The organism is Rhizobium sp. AN80A (genome assembly GCF_030053015.1).
GTDB lineage: Bacteria > Pseudomonadota > Alphaproteobacteria > Rhizobiales > Rhizobiaceae > Rhizobium > Rhizobium metallidurans.
In genome coordinates this window covers 479,166-500,146 of sequence record NZ_JASJPX010000001.1, presented here as the reverse complement: position 1 = coordinate 500,146, position 20,981 = coordinate 479,166, and the positions used below count along the sequence as shown (strand labels likewise).

Here is a 20,981-nt window from a genome sequence, read left to right as displayed (position 1 = left end):
GGTGAACGGATGCTCTCATCCACCGGCTTTGGCTTTCCCGTCAGTCCTTGACGGGCTCGCCAAGCGTATGCATCAGCCGGTTCGCCCAGCCGAAGATTGCCGTGGACAGGACGAGGTCCAGGGATCTCGAGTTCGGAAAGGCCGACATCGGCCAGATCCCGCGCATCGGCTTGCGTCGCCTGCGGCGGCGTCGCCGACAGATGCGCCGAGAAATCGAAGATCGCCTGCAGGTGCTCGTCGAGTTCGGCGTCGAGTTCGTCGGTGAAGACCGCGTTGATCACGTCGGTGCGCTTGGTGTAGTTGATGAAGCGCGATGCATGGACGGCGGCGCAGTAGACGCAGCGGTTGACGACGGACGCGGCCGTTGCGCCCAGTTCGCGCTCGCCAAGCGAAAGCCCGTCCTTGCCGTACATGATCAGGTTGAACAGGGGCGAGCGGACCGCAAGCGATTCCGGATCGTGCGCGAGCGTCAGGACATAGGTCGATATACCCTTGTTCGATGGCGTGACCTGCATGGCCTCGCGCTGTTCGTCGGTGGCGGTCGCCAGATCCACGGGAACGACGTAAGGCTGCCAGCGGGGAACCGTGGTGGTGAAGCTGTGGACCGTCTCGCTCATTGTCTTGCTCCGATCAGTGCCAGGCCGGCGATGACGCGCACTTGATAATTCACGAAGGCGGCAAGCTCCGACAAGCGGACGATGTCGGCATCGGTCAGTCCCGCGCTTCGCAATGCTTCGATATGGCCGCGCGTCGCCTCGCGTGGCGCCACCGTCAGGCGGTCGGCGTGGCGGATGATCTCGGCGGTGCGCGGGTCGTCCACATTGGTGCCCGGCCGCGCCAGTGATGCCGTCGCGCTTTCGGCGGCGCGTTTCACCAGCGCGTCGTAATGTTCGGCGAGTGCTTGGTTGCCGTTCTGCCTTGCCATGCGCGCCGCCAGCGCCGCGCGCAATCCATGCGACAGGCCGCCGGGGTCGCGGGGCAGAAGCACGGCATCATGCGCGGCCTCGCTGAGGCGCAGGATCTCGGCGCGCTTCTGCATTGCCTCGGCAAGCGCCGAGCCAGGTTTTACGGCGGCAAGCGTTTCGATGAGTGTCAAAAGAAGCTCCTTTTGAATTCCGATGGCGAGAATCAGACAAGTCTCGCGACGGGTCATGTCAAACTAGCATGAGGCTGCCGATGTCATGCGAAATAATTATCTATTCTCTAGTGAAATTATAGAAAACTCATGCTTCAAATGCATGGTGGGCAATGGTTGATATGTCGCATGCATAGCAACTCAATTGACATTCGCCAGCTCGAAGCCTTCGCGGCCGTGGTGTCCGCCGGTTCGGTCACCGGCGCGGCCCGGCTGCTCGGTCGGTCGCAGCCAGCGGTCAGTCGCCTGATCCAGGATCTGGAGGCCGAGTTGGGCTACGCATTGCTTCATAGAAGCAGTGGCCGTATCCAGCCAACGGCACGCGGCCTGCGCTTTCATGCCGAGGTCGAGCGTCACCTTGCCAGTCTCATCCATATCCGTGAGCGTGCCGAGGCGATCGGCCGCGACGAGCCGGCAACGCTGACGGTCGCCGCGACGCCGTCGCTTGCGGCAGGGGTGCTGCCGCAGGCATTGGCCGCGCTCCCCGGCGAGCTCATACCCCGTCACCTGCACGTCCAGTCGCTTGCCGCCGAGAACGTGGTTCAGGCCGTGATCGCCCGCTCGGCGGATCTCGGCATATCGAGCCTGCCGCTCGAACATCCCGGCCTCGAGATCCACTGGATCGCGGAAGCGCCCTGCGTGGTCGCCATCGGCGCCGACGATCCGCTTGCCAATGACGACGTCGTTCGCCTGTCGGATGTCGCCGCCCGCCGCGTCATCACGCTCGCCAATCCATACCGTCTGCGTCATCGCGTCGACGAGGCGTTCGAGCATGCCGGTGTGGCTCCCGAGCGCATCATCGACGTCAATGCGTCGCTGACGGCACTGTCGCTCGTGCGCGCGGGATTGGGTGTCGCCATCGTCGAGCCGGCCACGATCCGCGGCGTGCCGCTCGAGGGCGTCGTCATGCGCAAGCTCGACCAGAACATTCCGTTTCTGTTCGGCGTGATCTCGGCCGCCGCGCTGCCGCTGACGCCGACCGTCTCCGCCGTCATCGATGCGGCGCGCGTGCAGTCTCTCGCCATGCCGGGCTGCCGTCTGTTGGAAGCCAACGGCACGGATGCGCTGGCCGACAGTGTCTACGGACAGGCAACCATTTCGGAAGGAACGCCCAGATGAGCGATCGTTCCGCGCACCCCGACAATCTCGCCGCTCTCGAGGAGCGCCTGCGTCAGGATCTCTCATGGCTGGAATTGCCGGCCAAATCCTGGGTGCCGGCGCGGGCCGTCGACGGACAGCCGGTCGTCGATGTGGTCGTCATCGGGGGAGGGATGGCTGGTCTTGTCGCCTCCGGCATGCTGAAGCGTCTCGGCGTCGCCAATCACCTCGTCCTCGACAAGGCGGCGGCGGGGCAGGAGGGGCCGTGGGTCACCTTCGCCCGCATGCGAACCCTGCGCTCGCCGAAGCAGCTGACCGGCCCGGCGATGGGGCTGCCCGCGCTGACATTTCGGGCTTATTACGAGGCCCGCTTCGGCCGCGAGGCGTGGGTTGCTCTCGACCGCGCGCCGCGCCGCATCTGGATGGACTATCTGATCTGGTACCGGAAGGTGCTCGATCTGCCCGTGCGCAACGGCGTGTCCGTCGACAACATCCTCCCGCGCGCCGACGGCATGCTCGACATTGCCTGCAGTGAAGGTGGTGCGAAGAAGACGATCGTCGCCCGCCATGTGGTGCTGGCAACAGGGCGCGATGGTCTCGGCGGCCCGTTCGTTCCCGCGATCGCCGGGAGCATGGACCGCAAATACTGGGCTCACACGGCCGACGAGATCGACTTCGCCGCGCTGCGCGGCAAGCGGGTGGGCGTGATCGGGGCGGGCGCCTCGGCCATGGACAACGCCGCAAGCGCGCTGGAAGCGGGGGCGGCCCGTCTCGACCTGTTCGTGCGCCGCAAGACGCTTCCCGCGATCAACAAGTTTACCGGCATCGGCAGCCAGGGTGTCGTCCATGGCTTCGCCGGTCTGCCGGACGAATGGAAGTGGCGCTTCCTGAGCTACGCCATGAGCCAGCAGACACCGCCGCCGCGCCCGAGCGTGTTGCGCGTCAGCGCGTTCGAACAGGCGCATCTTCATCTCGAAAGCCCGATCGACGCCCTGCGCCAGGAAGGCGACCATATCGTCGTGACCACGCCGCGCGGCAGCTATCCGGTCGACTTCCTGATCTTCGGAACAGGTTTCAAGATCGACCTCGAAAACCGGCCGGAACTCGCGAGCTTCGAACCGCACATCCGCCTGTGGCGCGATCGGTTTCCGACGCCGGCGGGGATGGAAAACGGGGAACTCGAGGGATCGCCGGATCTCGGCGATGCGTTCGAGTTTCTCGAAAGGGTGCCGGGGTCGTGCCCGGCTCTGTCGAAAATCCACTGCTTCAATTTCCCGGCGACGCTGAGCCACGGCAAGCTCACGGGCGACATTCCGGCGATCAGCGAAGGTGCCGACCGCCTCGCGCGCGGCATCGTCAGGTCGCTCTTCGTCGAGGACCGCGAGACGCACTTCGCCAACCTACAGGCCTTCGACACGCCGGAACTCCTCGGCGACGAGTGGGCCGACGACGATGCCGAAGCGCTTTCCGAACTATCTTCCCAGAGGAACTGAGACCCGAAATGCTCGAGATCAAGAACCTGAAGCTGTCCTACGGGAGCACCCAGATCCTGAACGGCGTCGATCTCTCCGTGAAAAGAGGCGACGTGGTGTCCATCATCGGCCCGAGCGGGACCGGCAAGACGACGCTTCTGAAGTGCATCAATCATCTCGCGAAGCCGGCGTCCGGAACCATCGAATTCGATGGCATCAGGATGGATTTCGCGCGGCCCGACAAGGCCGCCGTCCAGGCGATCCGCCTGCGCACCGCGATGGTGTTCCAGCAGTTCAACGTCTTCAAGAACATGACCGTCATCCAGAACGTCATGGATCCGCTGGTCGTCGTCCAGGGCAAGTCGAAGAACGAAGCCCGCGCGATCGCGCTGCAGGAATTGGAGCGGGTCGGGCTGTCCGGCAAGCTCGACAACTATCCCTCCCAGCTTTCCGGCGGCCAGCTTCAGGGAACGGGCATCGCCAGAGCGCTCGCGGTCAAGCCCGATGTCATGCTGTTCGACGAGCCGACGTCGTCGCTCGATCCGGAACTCGTCAACGAGGTGCTGAAGGTGATCAAGGACGTGACGTCCTCGGGCATCACCTCGCTCCTCGTCACCCACGAAATGCAGTTCGCCAAGAACATCTCGAACCGCATCGTCTTCATGGACGGGGGTGTCGTCGCCGCCGATGGCAGCCCGTCCGAAATCTTCGATACGCCTTCCAACCCGCGCCTCGCACAGTTTCTCAATTCCGAACGCGCGATCCAGTAAAGAAAGGATGCCTGAAATGACTTCCATGAGTTCAATCTCGCGCCGTGGTCTCGGTCTCGCCGTCGCAGGCGTCGCGATCGCGTTCGCAACGACCTCGCTTGCCGAGGACGTCCGCACCATCAAGATCGCCACCGCCGCCGAATCCAAGCCGCTGTCATGGGGCGCGATCGGCGTCGAGCCGCAGGGCTACGAGCCGGATGTCCTGAAGGCCATCAACGCCAAGCTGCCGCAATACAAGTTCGTCATGGAAGGGGCCGCCGACATTGCCCAGGAGACGGGCCTGGCGACCGGCAAATACGACGTCGCCACCGGCGGCTACTATCGCGCTCCGGCGCGCGAAAAGCAGTTCCTCATTCCCGAAGCGCCGATCGGCGCCAGCCTGATCAAGATCTACAGCCGCAAGGACAGCGGCATCAAGGAGATGAAGGATCTGGTCGGCAAGAATATCGTGCCGGTGACAGCTGGCGGCGGCATCTACAAGTTCGCGAACGCATGGCAGGAAAAGAACCCCGACTACAAGATCGAGGTCACCGCCTCGAGTGCCGGCATTCCCTATCCCAATCGCCTGAAGGAAGTCGAAACCGGCAAGTACGACGCGCTGGTTCTGCCGTCCAACCTAGGCGAGCAGACGGTGATCGACGAGCAGAAGCTCAATGTGCAGGCGAGCGAGCCCGTCGCGATCAACCAGACCTTCGTCCTGGTCCATCGCTCGGAGGAAAACAAGGCGCTGGCTGACGGCATCGACAAGGCCCTGAAGGAACTCAAGGCCGACGGCACGCTCGCCAAGCTCTCGCAGAAGTGGTTCGGTGAGGACATCACCACCTACATGAAGTGACGCCAGGCTTTCGAAGCCGGCGACCGGGCCCAGACTGAAAGAAGGAGTGTTCCAACGTGGACCTTTCCATAATGATCCCCGAGCTGCTCTTGGCATTGCCGCTGACGCTTGCGATCACGTTCACGGCCATGGTCGCCGGCTTCGTGCTGGCATTGATCGCGACGACGTTGCGGGTGCGCAGAATACCCGTGATCAGCCACATGGCCGATCTCTACGTATCCTACGCCCGCAGCGTGCCCGTTGTCCTTCAGCTGTTCGTCGCCTTCTATGGTCTTCCCGTGCTTGTCGGCGCCTTCGGCATCGACGACTTCGTCTCGCCGACGATCGCCGCCATTCTGGGCCTCAGCCTCTACCATGGCGGCTACCTCTCCGAGGTCATGCGCCCCGCCTATCTGGCGGTGGAGCGCGGGCAGCACGATGCGGCCGACAGCCTGGGCTACACGTTCCGGCGGAAGCTGCTGCGCGTCGTCGCTCCGCAGGCCGTCCACATCGCGCTTCCCGGCTATGGGAACGCCATCATCTACCTGATCCATAACGTGGCGCTGGTCATGTATATCGGCGCGGCGGACGTGATGGCGACGGCTCATCTGGTGATGCAGCGCGACTACAACCAGTACCAGTTCGAGACCTACCTCGTGCTCGCGGTGCTTTATTCGGTGCTGTGCCTCGTTGCCTGGGCAAGCGTCCGCTTCTTCGAACGCCGCGCTGGAAGATACGCATCGAACGACAGGGCCGCCAGCGCGCCGCTGATGGCAAGCATCTGATCAGGGAAAGAATTCAAAATGTTCGACAGCGAAGTTCTTCTTCCCGATCTCTACGAGATCCTGGGCGCCGTGCCGCTCACGCTTGCCATGGCGCTTCTCATCTTCGTGTTGTCTACGATCACAGGCAGCCTGTTCGCCATGGCTGAGTACCGGAAGACCCCGGTGCTTCGCCAGTTCGTCGTCGCCTACAAGGTCGCCTTCAAGGGCGTGCCGATGGTGATCGTCATCTTTCTGGCCTATTACGGCCTGCCATCGATCCTGCAGTTTCTCGCCTCGCTGGTTGGCATCGACTATAACGGCCATTCGATGCCCAACTGGGTGACGCTGATCGTTGCCCTGACGGCCTGTGTCGCGGCCTTCCAGGCGGAAGTCGTCAAGGGCGCCTTGAACTCGTTCGATACCGGCCAGGCGGACGCCGCCTATTCGCTCGGCTACAAGAAAAGCCAGCTTTTTCGCCGTGTCATGCTGCCACAGGTCGTCGTCGCGGCCATCCCCGATCTCGCCAATTCGTTCATGGTGATCATGAAGGCGCTGTCGCTGGGCTTTGCCATCGAGGTCATCGATATCTTCGCGCAATCGCAGCTGACCGCGGCCCTGAACTTCTACTATCTCGAAGCCTTCCTGGTCGCCGTGGTGATCTACATGGCGATAGCCTATGCCGTCACCCAGATCGCCGACAGGACCGAACGGGCATTGAGGGTGCGGACGTAGGGTGCGCGAAAACACCGGGCGTCGATCGGGTCGGTGGATACGGCCACGCAGAACGGCCGGCGGGGGCGGGTGCCCGGCAGCCGGCGGCCCTGGCGCTCGCTCAGGTCAAGCACATGCGCCGCCGACACCACGGTCATCCGACCGGCGATCACCTTCGATAAAATCTCGATCCGCTGCAGATCGCGCTCGCTCATCGCTATCAATCCCATCCGCAATCTCCCACGCATCCTTCAGACCCGGGGAGAGTGACATTCCAACTTTGCAGAAACAGGACATTCTAACTTTGCGGCTACACGCAGAAGTTCGATAACATATGTTATGGAACATAGACGTGAGCGTACGACGCGTGCGGATGCTGGCGTCCCGTCCGCCGAACGACTGGCCGCCGATGCTACTGAAACCGTTGCTCCTTTCCCGCCACTGGCGATGCGAACAGGTGTTCGCCGATTTCGACCTTGCGGTCGCCATCGGTGCGGACAACGAGTGATGGCAGGCCGGGGACGTCGAGGTAGATGATCGCGTCGGCGCCGAGCCGTTCGACATAGCGCACGGCACCCTTCCATTTGCCGTCGGTGGCAGACAGCGTCAGATGCTCGGGACGGATGCCGTAGATCCGGCATCCCTCTTCCGCCGCGATCCGGCCTTCGAAGAGATTGGTCTTGGGAGAGCCGATGAAGCCGGCGACGAAGGGCGTGGCGGGATGGTTGTAGAGCGTCATCGGCGAGCCGACCTGTTCGATCGTGCCGCCGTTCAGGACGACGATCTTGTCGGCCATGGTCATCGCCTCCACCTGGTCGTGGGTGACGTAGATCATCGTCGCGCCGAGCTTGGCGTGGAGTTCGGTGAGTTCGATGCGCATCTGTGAGCGCAGTGAGGCGTCGAGGTTGGAGAGCGGTTCGTCGAACAGGAAGACCTTCGGATTGCGGATGATCGCCCGACCGATGGCGACGCGCTGGCGCTGGCCGCCGGAAAGCGCCTTCGGCTTGCGATCGAGCAGATGCGAGAGCTGCAGGGTTTCGGCGGTCTGCCTGACCTTTTCCGCGATCTCGGCCTTGGGGCGCCGGGCGAGCGACAGGCCGAAGCCGATGTTCTCGGCAACGGTCAGGTGCGGATAAAGGGCATAGGACTGAAACACCATCGCGATGCCACGCTCCGAGGGCTCCGCCGCCGTCACGTCCTTGCCGTCGATGAACATCTGTCCCGAGGTCGAGGTTTCAAGCCCGGAGATCATCCGCAGCAGCGTCGATTTTCCGCAGCCCGAAGGCCCCACGAAGACGCAGAACTCGCCCGCCTCGATCGAAAGATCGATGCCCTTGATGACCTCAAGGCTGCCGAAGCTCTTGCGGACGTCCTGCAGCATGACGCTTGTCATGATTTACCCTTTCACGGCGCCGGCGGTCATGCCCGCCACGATCTGCCGGTTGAAGAAGATGAAGACGATGAGTGGCGGGATGGTCACCAGCAGGATGTTCATGAACAGCAGATTGAACTGCGTCTGAAACTGCCCCTGAAAATTATAGAGCGTGAGCTGCACGGTGACGTTTTCCCGTCCGGGAAGATAATAGAGCGGATTGGTGAAATCGTTGAAGATCGCGATCGACTGCACGACGATCACGGTGACCGTCACCGGCTTCAGCAGCGGCAGGATGACGCGGAAGAAGATCTGCAGCGGCCTGGCGCCATCGACGATCGCCGCCTCGTCGAGATCGCGCGGGATGGCGGCGATGAAGCTTCGAAACAACAGGACCGTGAACGACAGTCCGTAGGCGACCTGAATGAGGATCATGCCGGATATGGTCTTGAACAGACCGAGCGACTGCAGCACCCAGATCGTCGGAACGACGGCGGGCGGGATCATCAGGCCGGCCAGCACGAAAGCGTAGATGACGGTGTTCCAGCGCGACGGGCGCCGTTGCACGACATAGCCGACCATGGCGCCGAACAAAACGAGCAGCGTCACCGCGACCACGGTGATGACCGTCGAGTTGAAGTAGGCCAGGAAGAGCATGTAGTTGCGGGCTTCGATCACATCCATGAAGTTTCGCCAGAGCTGCCATTCGCCGGGCCATGTGAAGGTCAGCGCCTGGGCCTCCTGCCGCGTCTTGGCGGCGGTGAGGAAGACGAAGAGGAAGGGCAGGACGAAGATCACGCCGCAGGCGAGCATCGCGGCCATCCCGCTATAGAGTTGGCGACGCGTCAAAGGTCGATCTCCTTGCGGTTGAACCAGGCGGTGAGCGGCAGCACGATCAGGCCGATCAGCAGGAAGAGAATGACGTTGCCCGCCGTGGAGAGGCCGTAAAAGCCGGCCTGGTACTGCTTGTAGATGACGCTTGCCAGCACATCCGAGGAGAAGCCCGGGCCGCCCTTGGTCATCGCCCAGATGAGGTCGAAGCTGCGCAGGCCGCCGATCAGCGACAGCGTGACCACGGTGACCGTTGCCGGCTTGGACAGCGGCACGGTCACGCGGAAGAACATCTGCCGGCGCGTCGCGCCGTCGATCCGCGCGGCTTCGTAGTAGTCAGGGCTGATCGATGCGAGGCCGGCGATGTAGATGACGGTCGCGAGCCCGATCCCCTTCCAGACATCGACGAAGACGATGGAATAGAGCGCAAGCGCCGGATCGGTGAGCCAGCCGGGGCCGTGAATGCCGAGCGTCGCGAGCGCGACGTTGATCAGGCCTCGGGTCGGATGCATCAGAACGGAAAAGGTGATGCCGACGCCGATGGTGGAGACGAGAACGGGAAAGAAGATGATGGTGCGCAACGCACCTTGCGCCCAGATGCCTGATGTCAGCAAGACGGCGAGCAGCAGGCCGAGCACGGTCTTGGCCGCGGATGTCGCCACCGCATAGATGACGGTATTGATCAGTCCCTTGATCAGGAAGGGCTCGCGGAAGAACTGCTTGTAGTTTTCCAGCCCGATGAACTCGGTGGTGAAGAGATCCCAGCGGGTGAGGCTGAACCAGAAGGATGCGATGGTGGGCGCCAGAAACAGCGTGGTGAAGACCACCGCCGCGGGAAGAACGAACCAGTAGGGATAAGGGGACTTGCGGGCGACCATGGCGGCTCCTTGAGCATCTGGCCCACATCCCATGGCATGGCCACCGGGATGTGGGCCAAGGTGTTTACCAGTTCGGCAGGCCGAGCTGCTTTGCCTGCTTTTCCACATCCTGGTCATAGAGCGCGGCGGCGTCCTTGGCCGAGCGGATTCCCGTCCCGACCTCGACGGCGATCTGCTCCAGCGCCGGGCCCTTCACCGGCGACAGAAACTCGAGCGCCGGTCCGGTGCGCCCTTCGGTCTCGAAATAGGGCAGCATGTCGCTGACCGCCTGCGGGACATCCTTGGGCAGTTCGCAGCCCTTGATCAGATAGGGGCCCGATGGCACGGCCTTCGCCATCAGCTCGCAGCCTTCCTTCGAGGCGACGAAATCGAGAAATTTCTTGGCCTCCTCGAGGTTGTCGCCCTTTGCCGAGAGATAGAGCGCCGAGGGCATCCAGATCGTCAACCCGTTCTTGGTCGCGTCGCTGCCCGGAACGGCGAAGAAGCCGACGTCCTGCAGATTGTCGGGGAAGTTCTGCTGGATGTTTCCGATCCCGAAGGTGAGGCTCGGATAGTGCGCGGCTTCGCCAGTCGATACCATGCGCATGCCGTCATCGAAGGTCGCGGCGCCGAAGTCCTCGTTGAGGAAACCGGCCTTGGCCACCTCCTCCACATGCTCGAAGCCGCGCAGCGCGGCCGGCGTGGTGGCGTATTTCACCTTGTTGGCCGTATAATCCGTAGCGAAACCAGGCACTTCGGATTGAACGTTGAAGAAATCGGCGAGCACGAAGATCTGCGATGTCCAGGTCGTGCCGTAGGTCTGCGCCAGCGCCACCTTGCCGGCGGCCTTTATCTTCTCGTTATTGGCGATGAAGTCGGCCCAGGTCTTCGGCGGCTGGAGGCCGAGTTCGGCGTAGATCTTTCTGTTGTAGAAGATGCCGCCGCCCATGGCCGGACCGAACGGAATGCCGCGAACACGGCCATCGGAAGCGCTGACGACCTTCTTGAAGGTGTCCAAAATGCCTGCGGCCGAAGGAAGATCCGAAAGATCGGCGATGGTCTGCTCCGGTTTCAGCGCCTGGAACAGCGAGCCGCTATTATACTGAAAGATGTCCGGCATCTCGCCGGTTGCCAGCCGCGTCTTGACGATGTTGTCGCCTTCCGACCCGCCGGCGCGCTGCTCGACGTCGAAGGTGACGCCGGGATTTTTCTCGCTATAGGCCTTGGAGACGGCATCGAACGAAGCGATCGTCTCCGGATTGGTGTCGATCAGGACGCCGAGCGTGACGTCGGCCCATGCGGCGCTGGCGGATAAAGCCAGCATGCTTGCGGCGACAATGCTGTATCTCGTCATTCTCATGGTCAGTTCCTCCTCTTGAAGACCAGAATGATTTCAGCTTTTGGTTGTGGCAAGGCCAAAACCCGATATCAGATCGAAAACTCGATCACATGTCGGCCGGCGGCGATCGCCGCCGAGGCGCCGGGCGCGACGGCTTGCCCGTCGATGCGCAGCGCGCGGCGCTCCGGTGTCGCGTTCATGCGCGCGGTCATGCCCCCGGGGATGACGAGGTCGCAGGTCACCTGCCCTGCTTCCAGCCTCCACCGCACTTCCACCCGGCCGAAGCCTGTGTCGTGCCAGGCCGAGACCGGCGACAGTGCCGGAAGTATGGCCGGGTCGAACAGCACATCCTTGAACGCCGGGTTCTTCTCCCGCGGCTTGATGCCGGCGACATCCTCGAACAGCCACTGGCATACGGCGCCATACGCGTAGTGGTTATAGCTGTTCATGTCGGGGTCGTAGATCGTGCCGTCCTCGGCCAGCGCATCCCAGCGCTCCCAGATCGTCGTCGCGCCGCGCTCGACCTGATAGAGCCAGCCGGGGACCTTGCGGTTGAGAAACATCTTTTCGGCGAGATCGCGGATGCCAAGGCGCGTAAGAGCGGGCAGAAGCGCCGGCGTGCCGATGAAGCCGGTGCCGATGACGCCATCGGTTTCCTCGGCGACCTTGCGGAAGTATGCCCGCCCGGCTTCCTCGTATTCGGCAGGCACCAGCCCATGGAGAAACGCCAGTGCCCAGGACGTCTGGTCGTTGTGCGCTATGCGGCCCGATGGCGAGAAGAACTCGTGCTTGAAGGCCTGCCTGATCTCGGCCGCCCGCGCCTCCAGCCGTTCTGCTTCGCGGTCCTCGCCGATGACGCGGGCGATCCTGGCCGAAAGTTCTGTCGAGATGAAATGATAGAGCGTGGCGGCGCAATCGTCCGCGACGGTCGGCCGCGGCTTGCGATTGTCGCCGACGGGCTGCAGCCAGTCGCCGAAGGTAAAGCCGTGCTCGCCCCACACCGCCGGCGGACGGATCACCGGTCCTTCCGAGATGTTCCAGAGATAGTCGAGCCAGCGCAACATCGCCGGGAAGCACTCCTCGAGAGCGGCCTTGTCGCCATAATGCAGATAGAGCTGCCAGGGGATGATGACGATCGCGTCGCCCCAGCCGGTGGAGCCTGCCCAGTCGCCGCGGTCCGTGATCGGGTGAAGGCGCGTCGGATCGGGGGAGAAGTGCGGGACGGCGCCGTTCGGGCGCTGATCGTGCATGACGTCGCGCAGATATTTGCGCAGGAAGGACTGGCTGTCGGCAAGCCAGCATGCGGTTCCTGCGAACACCTGCGCATCGCCGGTCCAGCCAAGGCGTTCGTCGCGTTGCGGGCAATCGGTCGGGATCTCGATGAAATTGGAGCGCTGCGACCAGATCGTGTTCTCGACCAGCCGATTGACCGCCTCGACCCCGCAGGTGAAACCGCCGGCAACGACCGGCACCGAGGAAATCGGGACCATCTCGATCGCCAGCAACTCGACGCGCCCGGCCAGGCCGACGCGGGCATAACGGAAGCCCATGAAGGTGAAAAGCGGCGCGTAAAGCTCCTCGCCCTCGCCGCTCAGCGTGTAGACAAGTTCCGCGCGGGCGCTGCGATAGTTGCGATTGTCGAAATGACGGTCCGGACCGAGTACCTCCGAATGCTCGATGCGAACTTCGGCGCCGGCCTCGCCGCGCACGCGGATGCGGACATAGGCGCCGGCATTCTGGCCGAAGTCGTAGACCGCGCGGCCATCGCCCTCCCGCCATGTGTCGAGCGGCTGGCGGGCCGCCAGTTCGCGGACGGCAGCCGTTTCATGCGGCACGAGCTTCGTCTTGTCGAAGGACAGGATGTCCACGCCGCTATTGTCGCGGGGCTGAATACGCGCGTCATAGTCTTCGCCGAAATAGATGCCATTGCGCACCACGGGAGTGAAGCCGCCGCGCCAGCTGCCGTCGGTCTGGAGAAGGACGGTATCGCCGCTTCTGAGGTCCGCCAGGGCCCCTACCCTGTCTCCCCAGCAATTGACGATCGGGTTGGAAGCCCACATCAGCTGGCTGCGGTACCAGCCGTCGCCGAGCCAGATCTCGATCCGGTTCTCTCCAGCGACCAGGAGATCGGAGACTTCGTAGGTCTGGTAGGCGATCCTGTCGTCGTAGCAGGTCCAGCCGGGTGTGAGGAGGTCGAGGCCGACCCGGTTGCCGTTGACGAAGGCCCGGTAAAGGCCGAGCGCCGATATGCGCAGCGTGGCCGTTTGCGGACGCTCCGCAAGGGTGAAGTCTCGCGAAACGAAGGTGCCGGCGGTTCCTTGGCCGGCATCGCAGGAAGGCGCGATCATGGATGCGCCGGACCAGGCATGGCTGTCGGCGGACACGGTTGTGCCTTGTGTCGCGATATTCATTGGTGTTCCTCCTCCAGCCGTGGTCCCGCACGGTGTATATCGTTCTATGTATATCATTCTACAAATCGAATTGCGTGGCAAGCGCTTTTTGCCTATAATCGTCGACGACACCGGCGAGAGAACATTTCTGCATGGATTTTCAGGACGTTAACAAACCCAAGGACCGCATCACCATTCGCGATGTGGCTGTTGATGCCGGGGTTTCCGTGGCCGCCGTCTCCAAGGTCTTGCGCAACGCCTACGGCGTCAGCGAAAGTTTGCGGCAGAAGGTCGAGACCTCGATCGAGAAGCTCAACTATCGGCCGTCTGTCGCCGCGCGTGCGATGCGCGGGCGGACCAGCACCGTCGGCGTTCTGGTGATCGAGCTCGCCAACCCGTTTCTCGCCGGCGTCGTCGAAAGCGCCAATGCCGCGCTGCTTGGCAGCGGCTACAAGTCGCTGATCGGGATCGGCCATTCCGCCAGTTCCATCGAGACCTCGATGATCGAGTCGATGATCGACAACCGCATGGATGGGGTCCTGATCATCGCGCCGCGCATATCGGGCAAGGTGCTGGATCGCTATGCGAGGCAAATCCCGATCGTTGTCATTGCGCATCATGAAAGCGACGCGCAGGCCTATGATTCCGTCAATTCGGACGATCGCAACGGCGCGTTCATGGCTGTGCAGGCGGCTGTCGACAAGGGATACAGCGATGTCGCCATGCTCGGCTACGAGTTTCTGGATTCACCACCGACCGTGGTCGCGATGCAGCGTGAAAGCGGCTATCTGGAAGCGACGAAGCGTTTCGGGTTGCAAGGCCGCATCATCCGCCTGCCGCCCGTCGCCTCGGACCGGAATGCGGAAATAGAGGCGTTCCTGGCCATGCCGGATCGGCCGCGCGCCGTTTTCGTATGGTCGGATCTCGACGCCGTGCCACTCGTCAACATGGCCCGGATGCGTGGCATCAGGGTTCCGGAAGATCTCGCTATCATCGGTTACGACAACTCGCCCGTTGCCGCCATTCCCCTCGTCGGTCTCGACAGCATCGATCAGAACCCCGCCGAGCTTGGTCGCATGGCGGCCGAAATGCTGCTCAGCCGCATCAATGGCCGGGGCGTGGCCGAGCATTGCCTGATCGAGCCGCGCGTCGCGGCCCGCGGCAGTCTCTAATTCCGCTAGCCGTGGCTCGCATCGTTGGGCACCAGCGGCTCGACATCCTTGACCTTGGCGCGATGGAAGATGAACAGCCCGGCGAGCACGATGACGGCGGCGCCGATCAGCGTCTGTCTGTCGGGGAAGTCGCCAAAGAACACCCAGCCGAAGATGATCGCCCAAAGCAGCAGCGTATATTGCAGCGGCGCCAGCAGCGATGCCGGTGCAAGCTTCAGCGAGCGCGTGATCATCAGATGCGCCGAGCAGGAAACCACGCCGAGCAGCAAGAGCGCGAGCAGCTGGTTCGCGCTGAAGCCGCTCCAGCTGCCGATGCTGAGCAGCGCGCCGGTTAAGAGGCATCCCACGGTTTGCCAGGTCACCAGTGTCGCATCGGGCGTCGAGCGCAACACGCGGCCAAGTACCAACGTCAGCGCGAATGACATGCTGCCGACAAGGCCGAACATGGACGGCCACGAGAGCATGGCCGAGGAAGGCCGGAGCGCGATGACGACACCGACAAAGCCGATCAAGACCGCCAGCCAGCGCCGCCAGCCGATACGCTCTCCCAGCAGGAAATGCGACAGCGCCGCGACGTAGATCGGCCCGGCCATGTAGAAGGTCATGACATCGGCGAGCGGAAGATAGGCGACGGCCGCATAGAAGAGCCCGGTATCGGCGGTGGCGAGAACCACGCGCGCGAGCTGCCATCGCGGCTTTTCGACCTTGTAGAGCGCGGCGACGGGCTGGCGCGCGAGCATCGGACCGAGCACGAAAAAAGCGCCAAACGAGCGGATCAGAAGGACCTGGCTGACGGAAAAGCTCGCCACCAGCCATTTGCCCATTGCGTCGTTGAGGGCGAACATGAAGTCGCCCACGAGCATCAGGAGGATGCCTGCCAGGATGGCGTTGCCGCCCACGGCGAAAGCCGCTTGTCTGCTCATGATGTCAAGGCGCTCCGAAACGCCGTTTTGCGGCGAGGATCGGAAGGCAAAACGATTTGAAAGCCTCCGCATCACGCCGATGCCTGTTTGTATGGCGGATGCTTACTCTAGCGGCAGGATGTGTTGCAAGGGGCCAAGCACGTCATCCATCGGAACGGCTTCAAATCCATCCGCCACTCGCGACTTTCATACCCGAAAGCTCTTGACGCGGCCGCTGCGAGGAATAGTAAGGGCACTACTAAATAACAGCCGGCGCCGCATGCTTCATCGTCCACGCCGACGTTTGCCCCGAAAGCCTCACATGACACAAAGAACTTCGCATCGCGGACTGGTCGTTGTCGCGATCATGGCAAGCATGGCGATGATCGCCATCGAAGCAACCATCGTCTCGACGGCAATGCCGCAGATCGCCGCCCAGCTCGGCCAGATCAATCTCTATTCGTGGGTCTTTTCGTCGTTCCTGCTGACGCAGACCGCGACGACGGTGGTGTTCGGCAAGCTCGCCGACATCTATGGCCGCAAGCCGATGCTGATGGTCGGCATCGCGTTGTTTCTGGTCGCTTCGGTGCTCGCCGGCTTCGCATGGTCGATGCCCTCGATGATCGCGTTTCGCCTGCTGCAGGGGATCGGCGCCGGCGCGATACAGCCCGTCGCCATGACCGTCGTCGCCGATCTCTTTCCCGGAAACCAGCGCGGCAAGGTGCAGGGATATCTGGCAAGCGTCTGGGCGCTGTCGGCCGTCGTCGGCCCGCTTCTCGGCAGCCTGATCATTCACAATCTCCCATGGGCCTGGATCTTCTGGATCAACGTGCCGGTGGGTCTTTTGGCGGCGCTCGGGTTCCTGTTTTTCCTGCACGAGGAAAAGCGGCCGCGCGTCGTTTCGATCGATGTGCTCGGCGCCGCGCTGTTCGCCGTCTCGATCTCCGCGCTGATGATCGCGCTCACCGAGATCGAGAGCGCCGTCTCCGGCTATGCGATCGCGGCCTTCGTCGTCTTTCTTGGCGCCCTCGCCGCCTTCATCTGGCAGGAGCGCAGAGCCGAAGCGCCAATGGTCGCGCCCGACCTGTGGCTGCGGCGGCCGATCGCCTTCGCCAACCTGGCGGTCTTCTTCGCAAGCATGTCGATCATGGGGCTGACGACCTTCCTGCCGATGTATGTGCAGACCGTGCTTGACCGCTCGCCGCTCGTTGCCGGCTTCGCTCTGACCATGCTGTTGCTCGGCTGGCCCTGCGGCGCGACGATCGCCTCGCGCCAGTTTTCCCGCTTCGGCCTGCGCCCGATCATGATCGTCGGGAGCCTGTTCATACCGGTCGGGACCTGCCTGCTCGTGCTCCTGGCGCCGTCCAGTTCCCCGGTGCTTGCGGCGGCCGGCTCGCTGATCATGGGCTTCGGAATGGGCCTGCTGAACATCGGCGCGCTCATCCTCACCCAGGAAAGCGTGAGCGCCTCCGACCGAGGCAGCGCCACCGCCTCCAACGTATTCTCGCGCAATCTCGGCAGCACGCTCGGCGCGGCCGTGCTGGGCGCCGTCCTGACCTATGGTCTGGCGAACGCCAATAACGGTCAGGCGATCACGCCCGAGCAATTGCGCGCCTTGCTGAACGGCACGGGCGCGGCGCTCGGCGGCGGCGAGGAGATCCGCCAGGCGTTGCAGCAGGCGCTGCATGCGACCTTCATGGTGATGATGCTGATCGCGGTACTGATCGTCCCGGCATGTCTCCTGGTGCGGCAACCGCAAACGCCGCAGGCGGAACCGAAGAGCGCGTGACTGAATGAGACGACAAGAGACCGGGCGATCATCTCGCCCGGCCTCTTGTCTCAATGCGCGAAGACGCTGTCGAAGTCCTTGAAACCCTTGACTTCGATCGGGTTGCCGCTCGGATCGAAGAAGAACATGGTCCGCTGTTCGCCCGGCTCACCCTCGAAGCGGACAACCGGCGGAATGTCGAAGGCGATACCGCCCTTCTGAAGGCGTTCGGCAAGCGCGAACCAGTCCTCGAGCGGCAGCACGACGCCGAGATGCGGCATCATCACCATGTGGTCGCCAACCTTGCCGGTGCGGGTGACTTCGAACGGCTTGCCGAGATGCAGCGATATCTGGTGGCCGAAGAAGTCGAAATCGACCCAGCTATCGGTCGAGCGGCCTTCGGCGCAGCCGAGAACGTCACCATAGAAGCGTCTTGCCGCATCGAGATCGGTGACGTGGTAGGCGAGATGGAAGAGTGAGCGCACGGTGGTCTCCTTTGTGATGCGAGATGGTGTTCATCAACGGATGGAAAGGTTCTGGGTTCGATAGCCGCTTGGTGCCGCGTTTCCGTTCAGCGCATCGGCCCGTCCATCCGCTATGGCTTTTCTTCCAGCGAAGCGAGAATATCCGCGAGCGCCTCGTTGCGCGCGATCAGCAGGTCTTCCGCTTCTTCCTGGGAGACGGATTTGAAGCGAATGGCGCTTCCGGTCGTGGTCTGCGCCAGCCGCGCAAGGTCGACCGAGGCAACAGTGGCGATCTTGGGATAGCCGCCAGTCGTCTGTCGCTCCGCCATCAGCACGATCGGCCGGCCGGACGACGGCACCTGGATCGAACCCGCGACCGTACCGTCCGAGACGATGTCGTGACCGGCGAAAGCGTGGATCGCCGGACCGTCGAGCACCTGCGCCATGCGGTCTCGGCTCGGCGTGACGTGAAAGGGTTCGCGCAGGAAATTCTTCCAGGCGGCGGCGTCGAAATGATCCGCCTGCGGCCCCGGAACGACCCGAACCGGACCGCCCGAACGGGAAAAGGGTTTGCGCAATGCCAGGAGCGGTGCCTGCGTCGTCTCGCCAAGCGGCAGACGGTCGCCGATCGCCAGACGCCGGCCATCCACGCCGCCGAGACCCGAGCGAAGATGCGTCGAGCGCGCCTCCAGGACCTTCGGCGTCTCAAGCCCGCCTGAAATGGCGAGGTAGCCCCAGACCGCCTGTCGCAGCGCGCCGATCTTCAAGACCTCGCCCGGCATCAGCCAGTGGCTTTCCCAGCCATGCCTCGCCTCACCATCGACGGTAATATCGACGGCGCCGCCGGTCACCGCGAAGCGCACGGGCGTCTCGACCTCGAAAGCACCGCCGACATGCGCGAATTCCAAAGTCGCGGCGCGATCGGCATTGCCGACGAGGCGGTTGCCGATCAGCATCGACATCAGGTCCATCGCGCCCGCGCCGGAAACGCCGAGATGCATCAGCCCGGTGCGCCCGAGATCCTGGACCGTCAACATCGGCCCGGCCTGTTTGATATGGAGCACGGTCATGGCGCCTCCCACTCCTCTATCGATCCGCCTCGCCTGACGGCGGCGTCGAGGCATTCGGCCTCGTCGGCATCGACAGGACGGAAGCGCACGCGATCACCGGCGCGCAACAGGAATGGCTCGGCGCGCGACGGATCGAATATCCTGAGTGGCGTGCGGCCTATGTATCGCCAGCCGCTCGGGCAAGGAACGGAATTGATGCTGGCCTGCTTGCCGCCGATGCCGATCGCGCTCGCCTCGATCCGCTGGCGCGGAACGGCAAGGCGTGGCGTGTGCAGCTGCTGCGGCAGGCCGCCGAGATAAGAAAAGCCCGGCGCGAAACCGATCATGTAGACGCGATATTCCGCCGAAGCATGCAAGGCGATCAATGCCTCGCGCGACATCTGCTTCATCTCCGCGAGGTCGTCGAGATCGATCCCGACCTCATGGCCGTAAAGAACCGGCACGGTGATCCGGCGCGCGGTCACGCCGCCCACCGACAAGTGCCCGAGTCGTGCTTCTAGCGCAGCGGAGAGGTTCTTTCCACGGATGACGGTGGGATCGTAGGCGACGAGAAGCGAACGATAGGTCGGAACGGTCTCGACGACGCCTGTGATCGGCCGCGTCGCCAGCATGTCCGCCAGGGCAATGACGCGCTCATTCGTCTCTTCATCGATCTGGTCGGAGAACTCGACCACGAGGGCGCTGTCGCCACAGGGGATGATGCGCGGATAGGTGTGTCGTAACGACTGCGTCATGGCCATGTGCGCCACCTAATCTGCTGGAAGGATTCGGGCGCGGTGGAATGCCCCTCGGGAGGTCTGGATGCCGAGCGCCAACGCAACGCTAGAGATATTTCCACCATCACCATCAAACATGTCTCGACAAGCGAGATTCTCAATCGACAATGCTCTTGTCATTTCAGATACCAATTTTATGTCAAGCCATCCCGCACCGACCGGCAATGGCGATATGCCGGGTGCCGTCGTGACGGCGCGCGCGTTGCGTGACAAACTCATCGGCGGTGGAATCGATATAGCCCCCTTTTTCCACGCCGAAATCTGAACGAGGAATGATCTTGACCCGTACCGTATATCTGAACGGCAGCTGGCTCGCCGAAGCCGACGCAAAAGTCTCCATCTTCGACCGAGGCTTCCTGTTTGCCGACGCGATCTACGAAGTCACCGGCGTTGTCGGTGGCAAGCTGCTCGAATATGCCGGCCACGCGGCCCGGCTTCAGCGCTCCTTGGCCGAACTCGGCATCGCCTGCCCGCTGACACAGGAGGCGCTGCTCGCCGTTCATCGCGAGATCGTCCGCAGGAACGATCTTCGGGAGGGGCTGATCTATCTGCAGATTTCCCGTGGCGCGGCCGATCGCGACTTCGCCTTCCCGACAAACGCCACCCCGACGCTGGTCCTGTTCACCCAGGCCAAGGCAGTGCTCGACAATCCGAAGGTGAGGACCGGTATTTCCGTGGCGCTGGTTCCCGATCAGCGCTGGGCCCGGCGCGACATCAAGACGGTTCAGCTGCTCTATCCCTCGATGGCGAAGATGCAGGCGGCGTCCGTCGGCGCCGATGACGCCTGGCTCGTCGAGGACGGCTTCGTCACGGAGGCGAGTTCAGCGAGCGCGCACATCATCGGCAAGGACGGGACACTGATCACCCGTGGCCTGTCGAGCGCGATCCTGCACGGCATCACGCGTCTCAGCGTCCTCGACATCGCCCGCGAAGCCGGCCTTGCCGTCGAGGAACGCGCGTTCACGCCCGAAGAAGCCAGGGATGCCGCCGAGGCCTTCATCACCTCTGCCACCAGCTTCGTTCTGCCGGTCACCAAGATCGACGGGCAGCCGGTCGGCGACGGCAAGCCCGGGCCTCGGACGCTGAAACTTCGCCAGCTCTATATCGAAAACAAGCTGGCGAACGCCATCTGATGGCTCGCCGTTGCCGGCGCTTCGGTCGCAAGCCCGGTCGCCTGCGTCAGGCTGGCAAGCGGCGGCCGGAAATCGGCCCCGCGACATGAGCCTCTTCTCTGCCGGGGAGCAACGGCAACATGCTTTAAAATCAAGGCGAAGCC

The 20,981-nt window shown here is 63.2% G+C and carries 21 protein-coding genes and 1 pseudogene; 10 read left to right on the top strand and 12 right to left on the bottom strand.

Annotated elements, in window-relative coordinates; all coding sequences use genetic code 11:
• Positions 1 to 40: 40 nt before the first annotated feature.
• Together P3R82_RS02355 and P3R82_RS02350 are read right to left on the bottom strand one after the other, a co-directional pair.
• Positions 41 to 617 (bottom strand): annotated as a pseudogene (locus P3R82_RS02355) (peroxidase-related enzyme).
• The gene (locus P3R82_RS02350; protein ID WP_283192849.1) at positions 614 to 1,096 is read right to left on the bottom strand and encodes a hypothetical protein; all 483 of its coding nucleotides are present in this window, start codon (positions 1,094 to 1,096) and stop codon (positions 614 to 616) included. The pseudogene P3R82_RS02355 and the gene P3R82_RS02350 overlap by 4 nt, the downstream one beginning before the upstream one ends.
• Before the next feature lie 168 nt (positions 1,097 to 1,264).
• Between P3R82_RS02350 and P3R82_RS02345 the strand changes: the two genes are divergently transcribed.
• From P3R82_RS02345 to P3R82_RS02320, 6 genes are read left to right on the top strand one after another with little or no spacing between them, the layout of a single operon-like run.
• Positions 1,265 to 2,254: a LysR family transcriptional regulator gene (locus P3R82_RS02345; protein ID WP_283192848.1), complete on the top strand. Its 990-nt coding sequence runs from the start codon at positions 1,265 to 1,267 to the stop codon at positions 2,252 to 2,254.
• Positions 2,251 to 3,726, top strand: coding sequence for an NAD(P)/FAD-dependent oxidoreductase (locus P3R82_RS02340; protein ID WP_283192847.1), 1,476 nt, complete (start codon positions 2,251 to 2,253; stop codon positions 3,724 to 3,726). The genes P3R82_RS02345 and P3R82_RS02340 overlap by 4 nt, the downstream gene beginning before the upstream one ends.
• An 8-nt stretch (positions 3,727 to 3,734) precedes the next feature.
• Complete coding sequence (locus tag P3R82_RS02335; RefSeq protein ID WP_283192846.1) at positions 3,735 to 4,475, top strand: amino acid ABC transporter ATP-binding protein; 741 nt, start codon at positions 3,735 to 3,737, stop codon at positions 4,473 to 4,475.
• Between the two features lie 16 nt (positions 4,476 to 4,491).
• Positions 4,492 to 5,310 (top strand): transporter substrate-binding domain-containing protein, encoded by an 819-nt coding sequence (locus P3R82_RS02330; RefSeq protein WP_283192845.1) that lies wholly within the window; start codon positions 4,492 to 4,494, stop codon positions 5,308 to 5,310.
• Positions 5,311 to 5,366: 56 nt separating this feature from the next.
• The gene (locus tag P3R82_RS02325) at positions 5,367 to 6,074 is read left to right on the top strand and encodes an amino acid ABC transporter permease (RefSeq protein ID WP_283192844.1); all 708 of its coding nucleotides are present in this window, start codon (positions 5,367 to 5,369) and stop codon (positions 6,072 to 6,074) included.
• An 18-nt stretch (positions 6,075 to 6,092) separates the two neighbouring features.
• Positions 6,093 to 6,785, top strand: a complete 693-nt coding sequence (locus P3R82_RS02320; protein WP_283192843.1) for an amino acid ABC transporter permease — start codon at positions 6,093 to 6,095, stop codon at positions 6,783 to 6,785.
• Here the strand turns inward: P3R82_RS02320 and P3R82_RS02315 are convergent.
• From P3R82_RS02315 to P3R82_RS02290, 6 genes are all read right to left on the bottom strand, one after another.
• On the bottom strand, positions 6,728 to 6,994 hold the full coding sequence (locus tag P3R82_RS02315; RefSeq protein WP_283193525.1) for a hypothetical protein: 267 nt from the start codon (positions 6,992 to 6,994) through the stop codon (positions 6,728 to 6,730). The genes P3R82_RS02320 and P3R82_RS02315 overlap by 58 nt on opposite strands.
• Before the next feature lie 182 nt (positions 6,995 to 7,176).
• Positions 7,177 to 8,157, bottom strand: a complete 981-nt coding sequence (locus P3R82_RS02310; RefSeq protein ID WP_283192842.1) for an ABC transporter ATP-binding protein — start codon at positions 8,155 to 8,157, stop codon at positions 7,177 to 7,179.
• Positions 8,158 to 8,160: 3 nt separating this feature from the next.
• Positions 8,161 to 8,958 carry a carbohydrate ABC transporter permease gene (locus P3R82_RS02305; protein WP_283193489.1) on the bottom strand — a complete coding sequence of 266 codons (798 nt, stop codon included), beginning with the start codon at positions 8,956 to 8,958 and terminating at the stop codon, positions 8,161 to 8,163.
• Between the two features lie 23 nt (positions 8,959 to 8,981).
• The gene (locus P3R82_RS02300) at positions 8,982 to 9,845 is read right to left on the bottom strand and encodes a sugar ABC transporter permease (protein ID WP_183900868.1); all 864 of its coding nucleotides are present in this window, start codon (positions 9,843 to 9,845) and stop codon (positions 8,982 to 8,984) included.
• Positions 9,846 to 9,909: 64 nt separating this feature from the next.
• Complete coding sequence (locus tag P3R82_RS02295) at positions 9,910 to 11,184, bottom strand: extracellular solute-binding protein (protein WP_283192841.1); 1,275 nt, start codon at positions 11,182 to 11,184, stop codon at positions 9,910 to 9,912.
• Between the two features lie 68 nt (positions 11,185 to 11,252).
• Positions 11,253 to 13,574, bottom strand: a complete 2,322-nt coding sequence (locus P3R82_RS02290; protein WP_283192840.1) for an alpha-L-rhamnosidase — start codon at positions 13,572 to 13,574, stop codon at positions 11,253 to 11,255.
• 131 nt (positions 13,575 to 13,705) lie between these two features.
• On the opposite strand from P3R82_RS02290, the gene P3R82_RS02285 reads away from it, so the two are divergent.
• Positions 13,706 to 14,725 carry a LacI family DNA-binding transcriptional regulator gene (locus P3R82_RS02285; protein WP_283192839.1) on the top strand — a complete coding sequence of 340 codons (1,020 nt, stop codon included), beginning with the start codon at positions 13,706 to 13,708 and terminating at the stop codon, positions 14,723 to 14,725.
• A 5-nt stretch (positions 14,726 to 14,730) separates the two neighbouring features.
• Here the strand turns inward: P3R82_RS02285 and P3R82_RS02280 are convergent, their stop codons facing one another.
• Entirely contained in the window at positions 14,731 to 15,648 is a 918-nt protein-coding gene (locus tag P3R82_RS02280) for a DMT family transporter (RefSeq protein WP_283192838.1), read from the bottom strand.
• A gap of 301 nt (positions 15,649 to 15,949) precedes the next feature.
• Between P3R82_RS02280 and P3R82_RS02275 the strand changes: the two genes are divergently transcribed.
• Complete coding sequence (locus P3R82_RS02275; protein WP_283192837.1) at positions 15,950 to 17,416, top strand: MDR family MFS transporter; 1,467 nt, start codon at positions 15,950 to 15,952, stop codon at positions 17,414 to 17,416.
• Positions 17,417 to 17,466: 50 nt separating this feature from the next.
• Here the strand turns inward: P3R82_RS02275 and P3R82_RS02270 are convergent, their stop codons facing one another.
• The 3 genes from P3R82_RS02270 to pxpB form a co-directional block, all read right to left on the bottom strand.
• On the bottom strand, positions 17,467 to 17,880 hold the full coding sequence (locus P3R82_RS02270; RefSeq protein WP_283192836.1) for a VOC family protein: 414 nt from the start codon (positions 17,878 to 17,880) through the stop codon (positions 17,467 to 17,469).
• Positions 17,881 to 17,990: 110 nt separating this feature from the next.
• Positions 17,991 to 18,929 (bottom strand): biotin-dependent carboxyltransferase family protein, encoded by a 939-nt coding sequence (locus P3R82_RS02265; protein ID WP_283192835.1) that lies wholly within the window; start codon positions 18,927 to 18,929, stop codon positions 17,991 to 17,993.
• The gene (gene pxpB, locus P3R82_RS02260) at positions 18,926 to 19,669 is read right to left on the bottom strand and encodes a 5-oxoprolinase subunit PxpB (protein WP_283192834.1); all 744 of its coding nucleotides are present in this window, start codon (positions 19,667 to 19,669) and stop codon (positions 18,926 to 18,928) included. The genes P3R82_RS02265 and pxpB overlap by 4 nt, the downstream gene beginning before the upstream one ends.
• A 61-nt stretch (positions 19,670 to 19,730) precedes the next feature.
• On the opposite strand from pxpB, the gene P3R82_RS02255 reads away from it, so the two are divergent.
• On the top strand, positions 19,731 to 19,970 hold the full coding sequence (locus P3R82_RS02255; RefSeq protein ID WP_283192833.1) for a hypothetical protein: 240 nt from the start codon (positions 19,731 to 19,733) through the stop codon (positions 19,968 to 19,970).
• Positions 19,971 to 19,977: 7 nt separating this feature from the next.
• A complete protein-coding gene (locus P3R82_RS02250) occupies positions 19,978 to 20,838 on the top strand; it encodes a D-amino-acid transaminase (RefSeq protein WP_283192832.1) in 861 nt (286 codons plus the stop codon).
• Positions 20,839 to 20,981 lie beyond the last annotated feature (143 nt).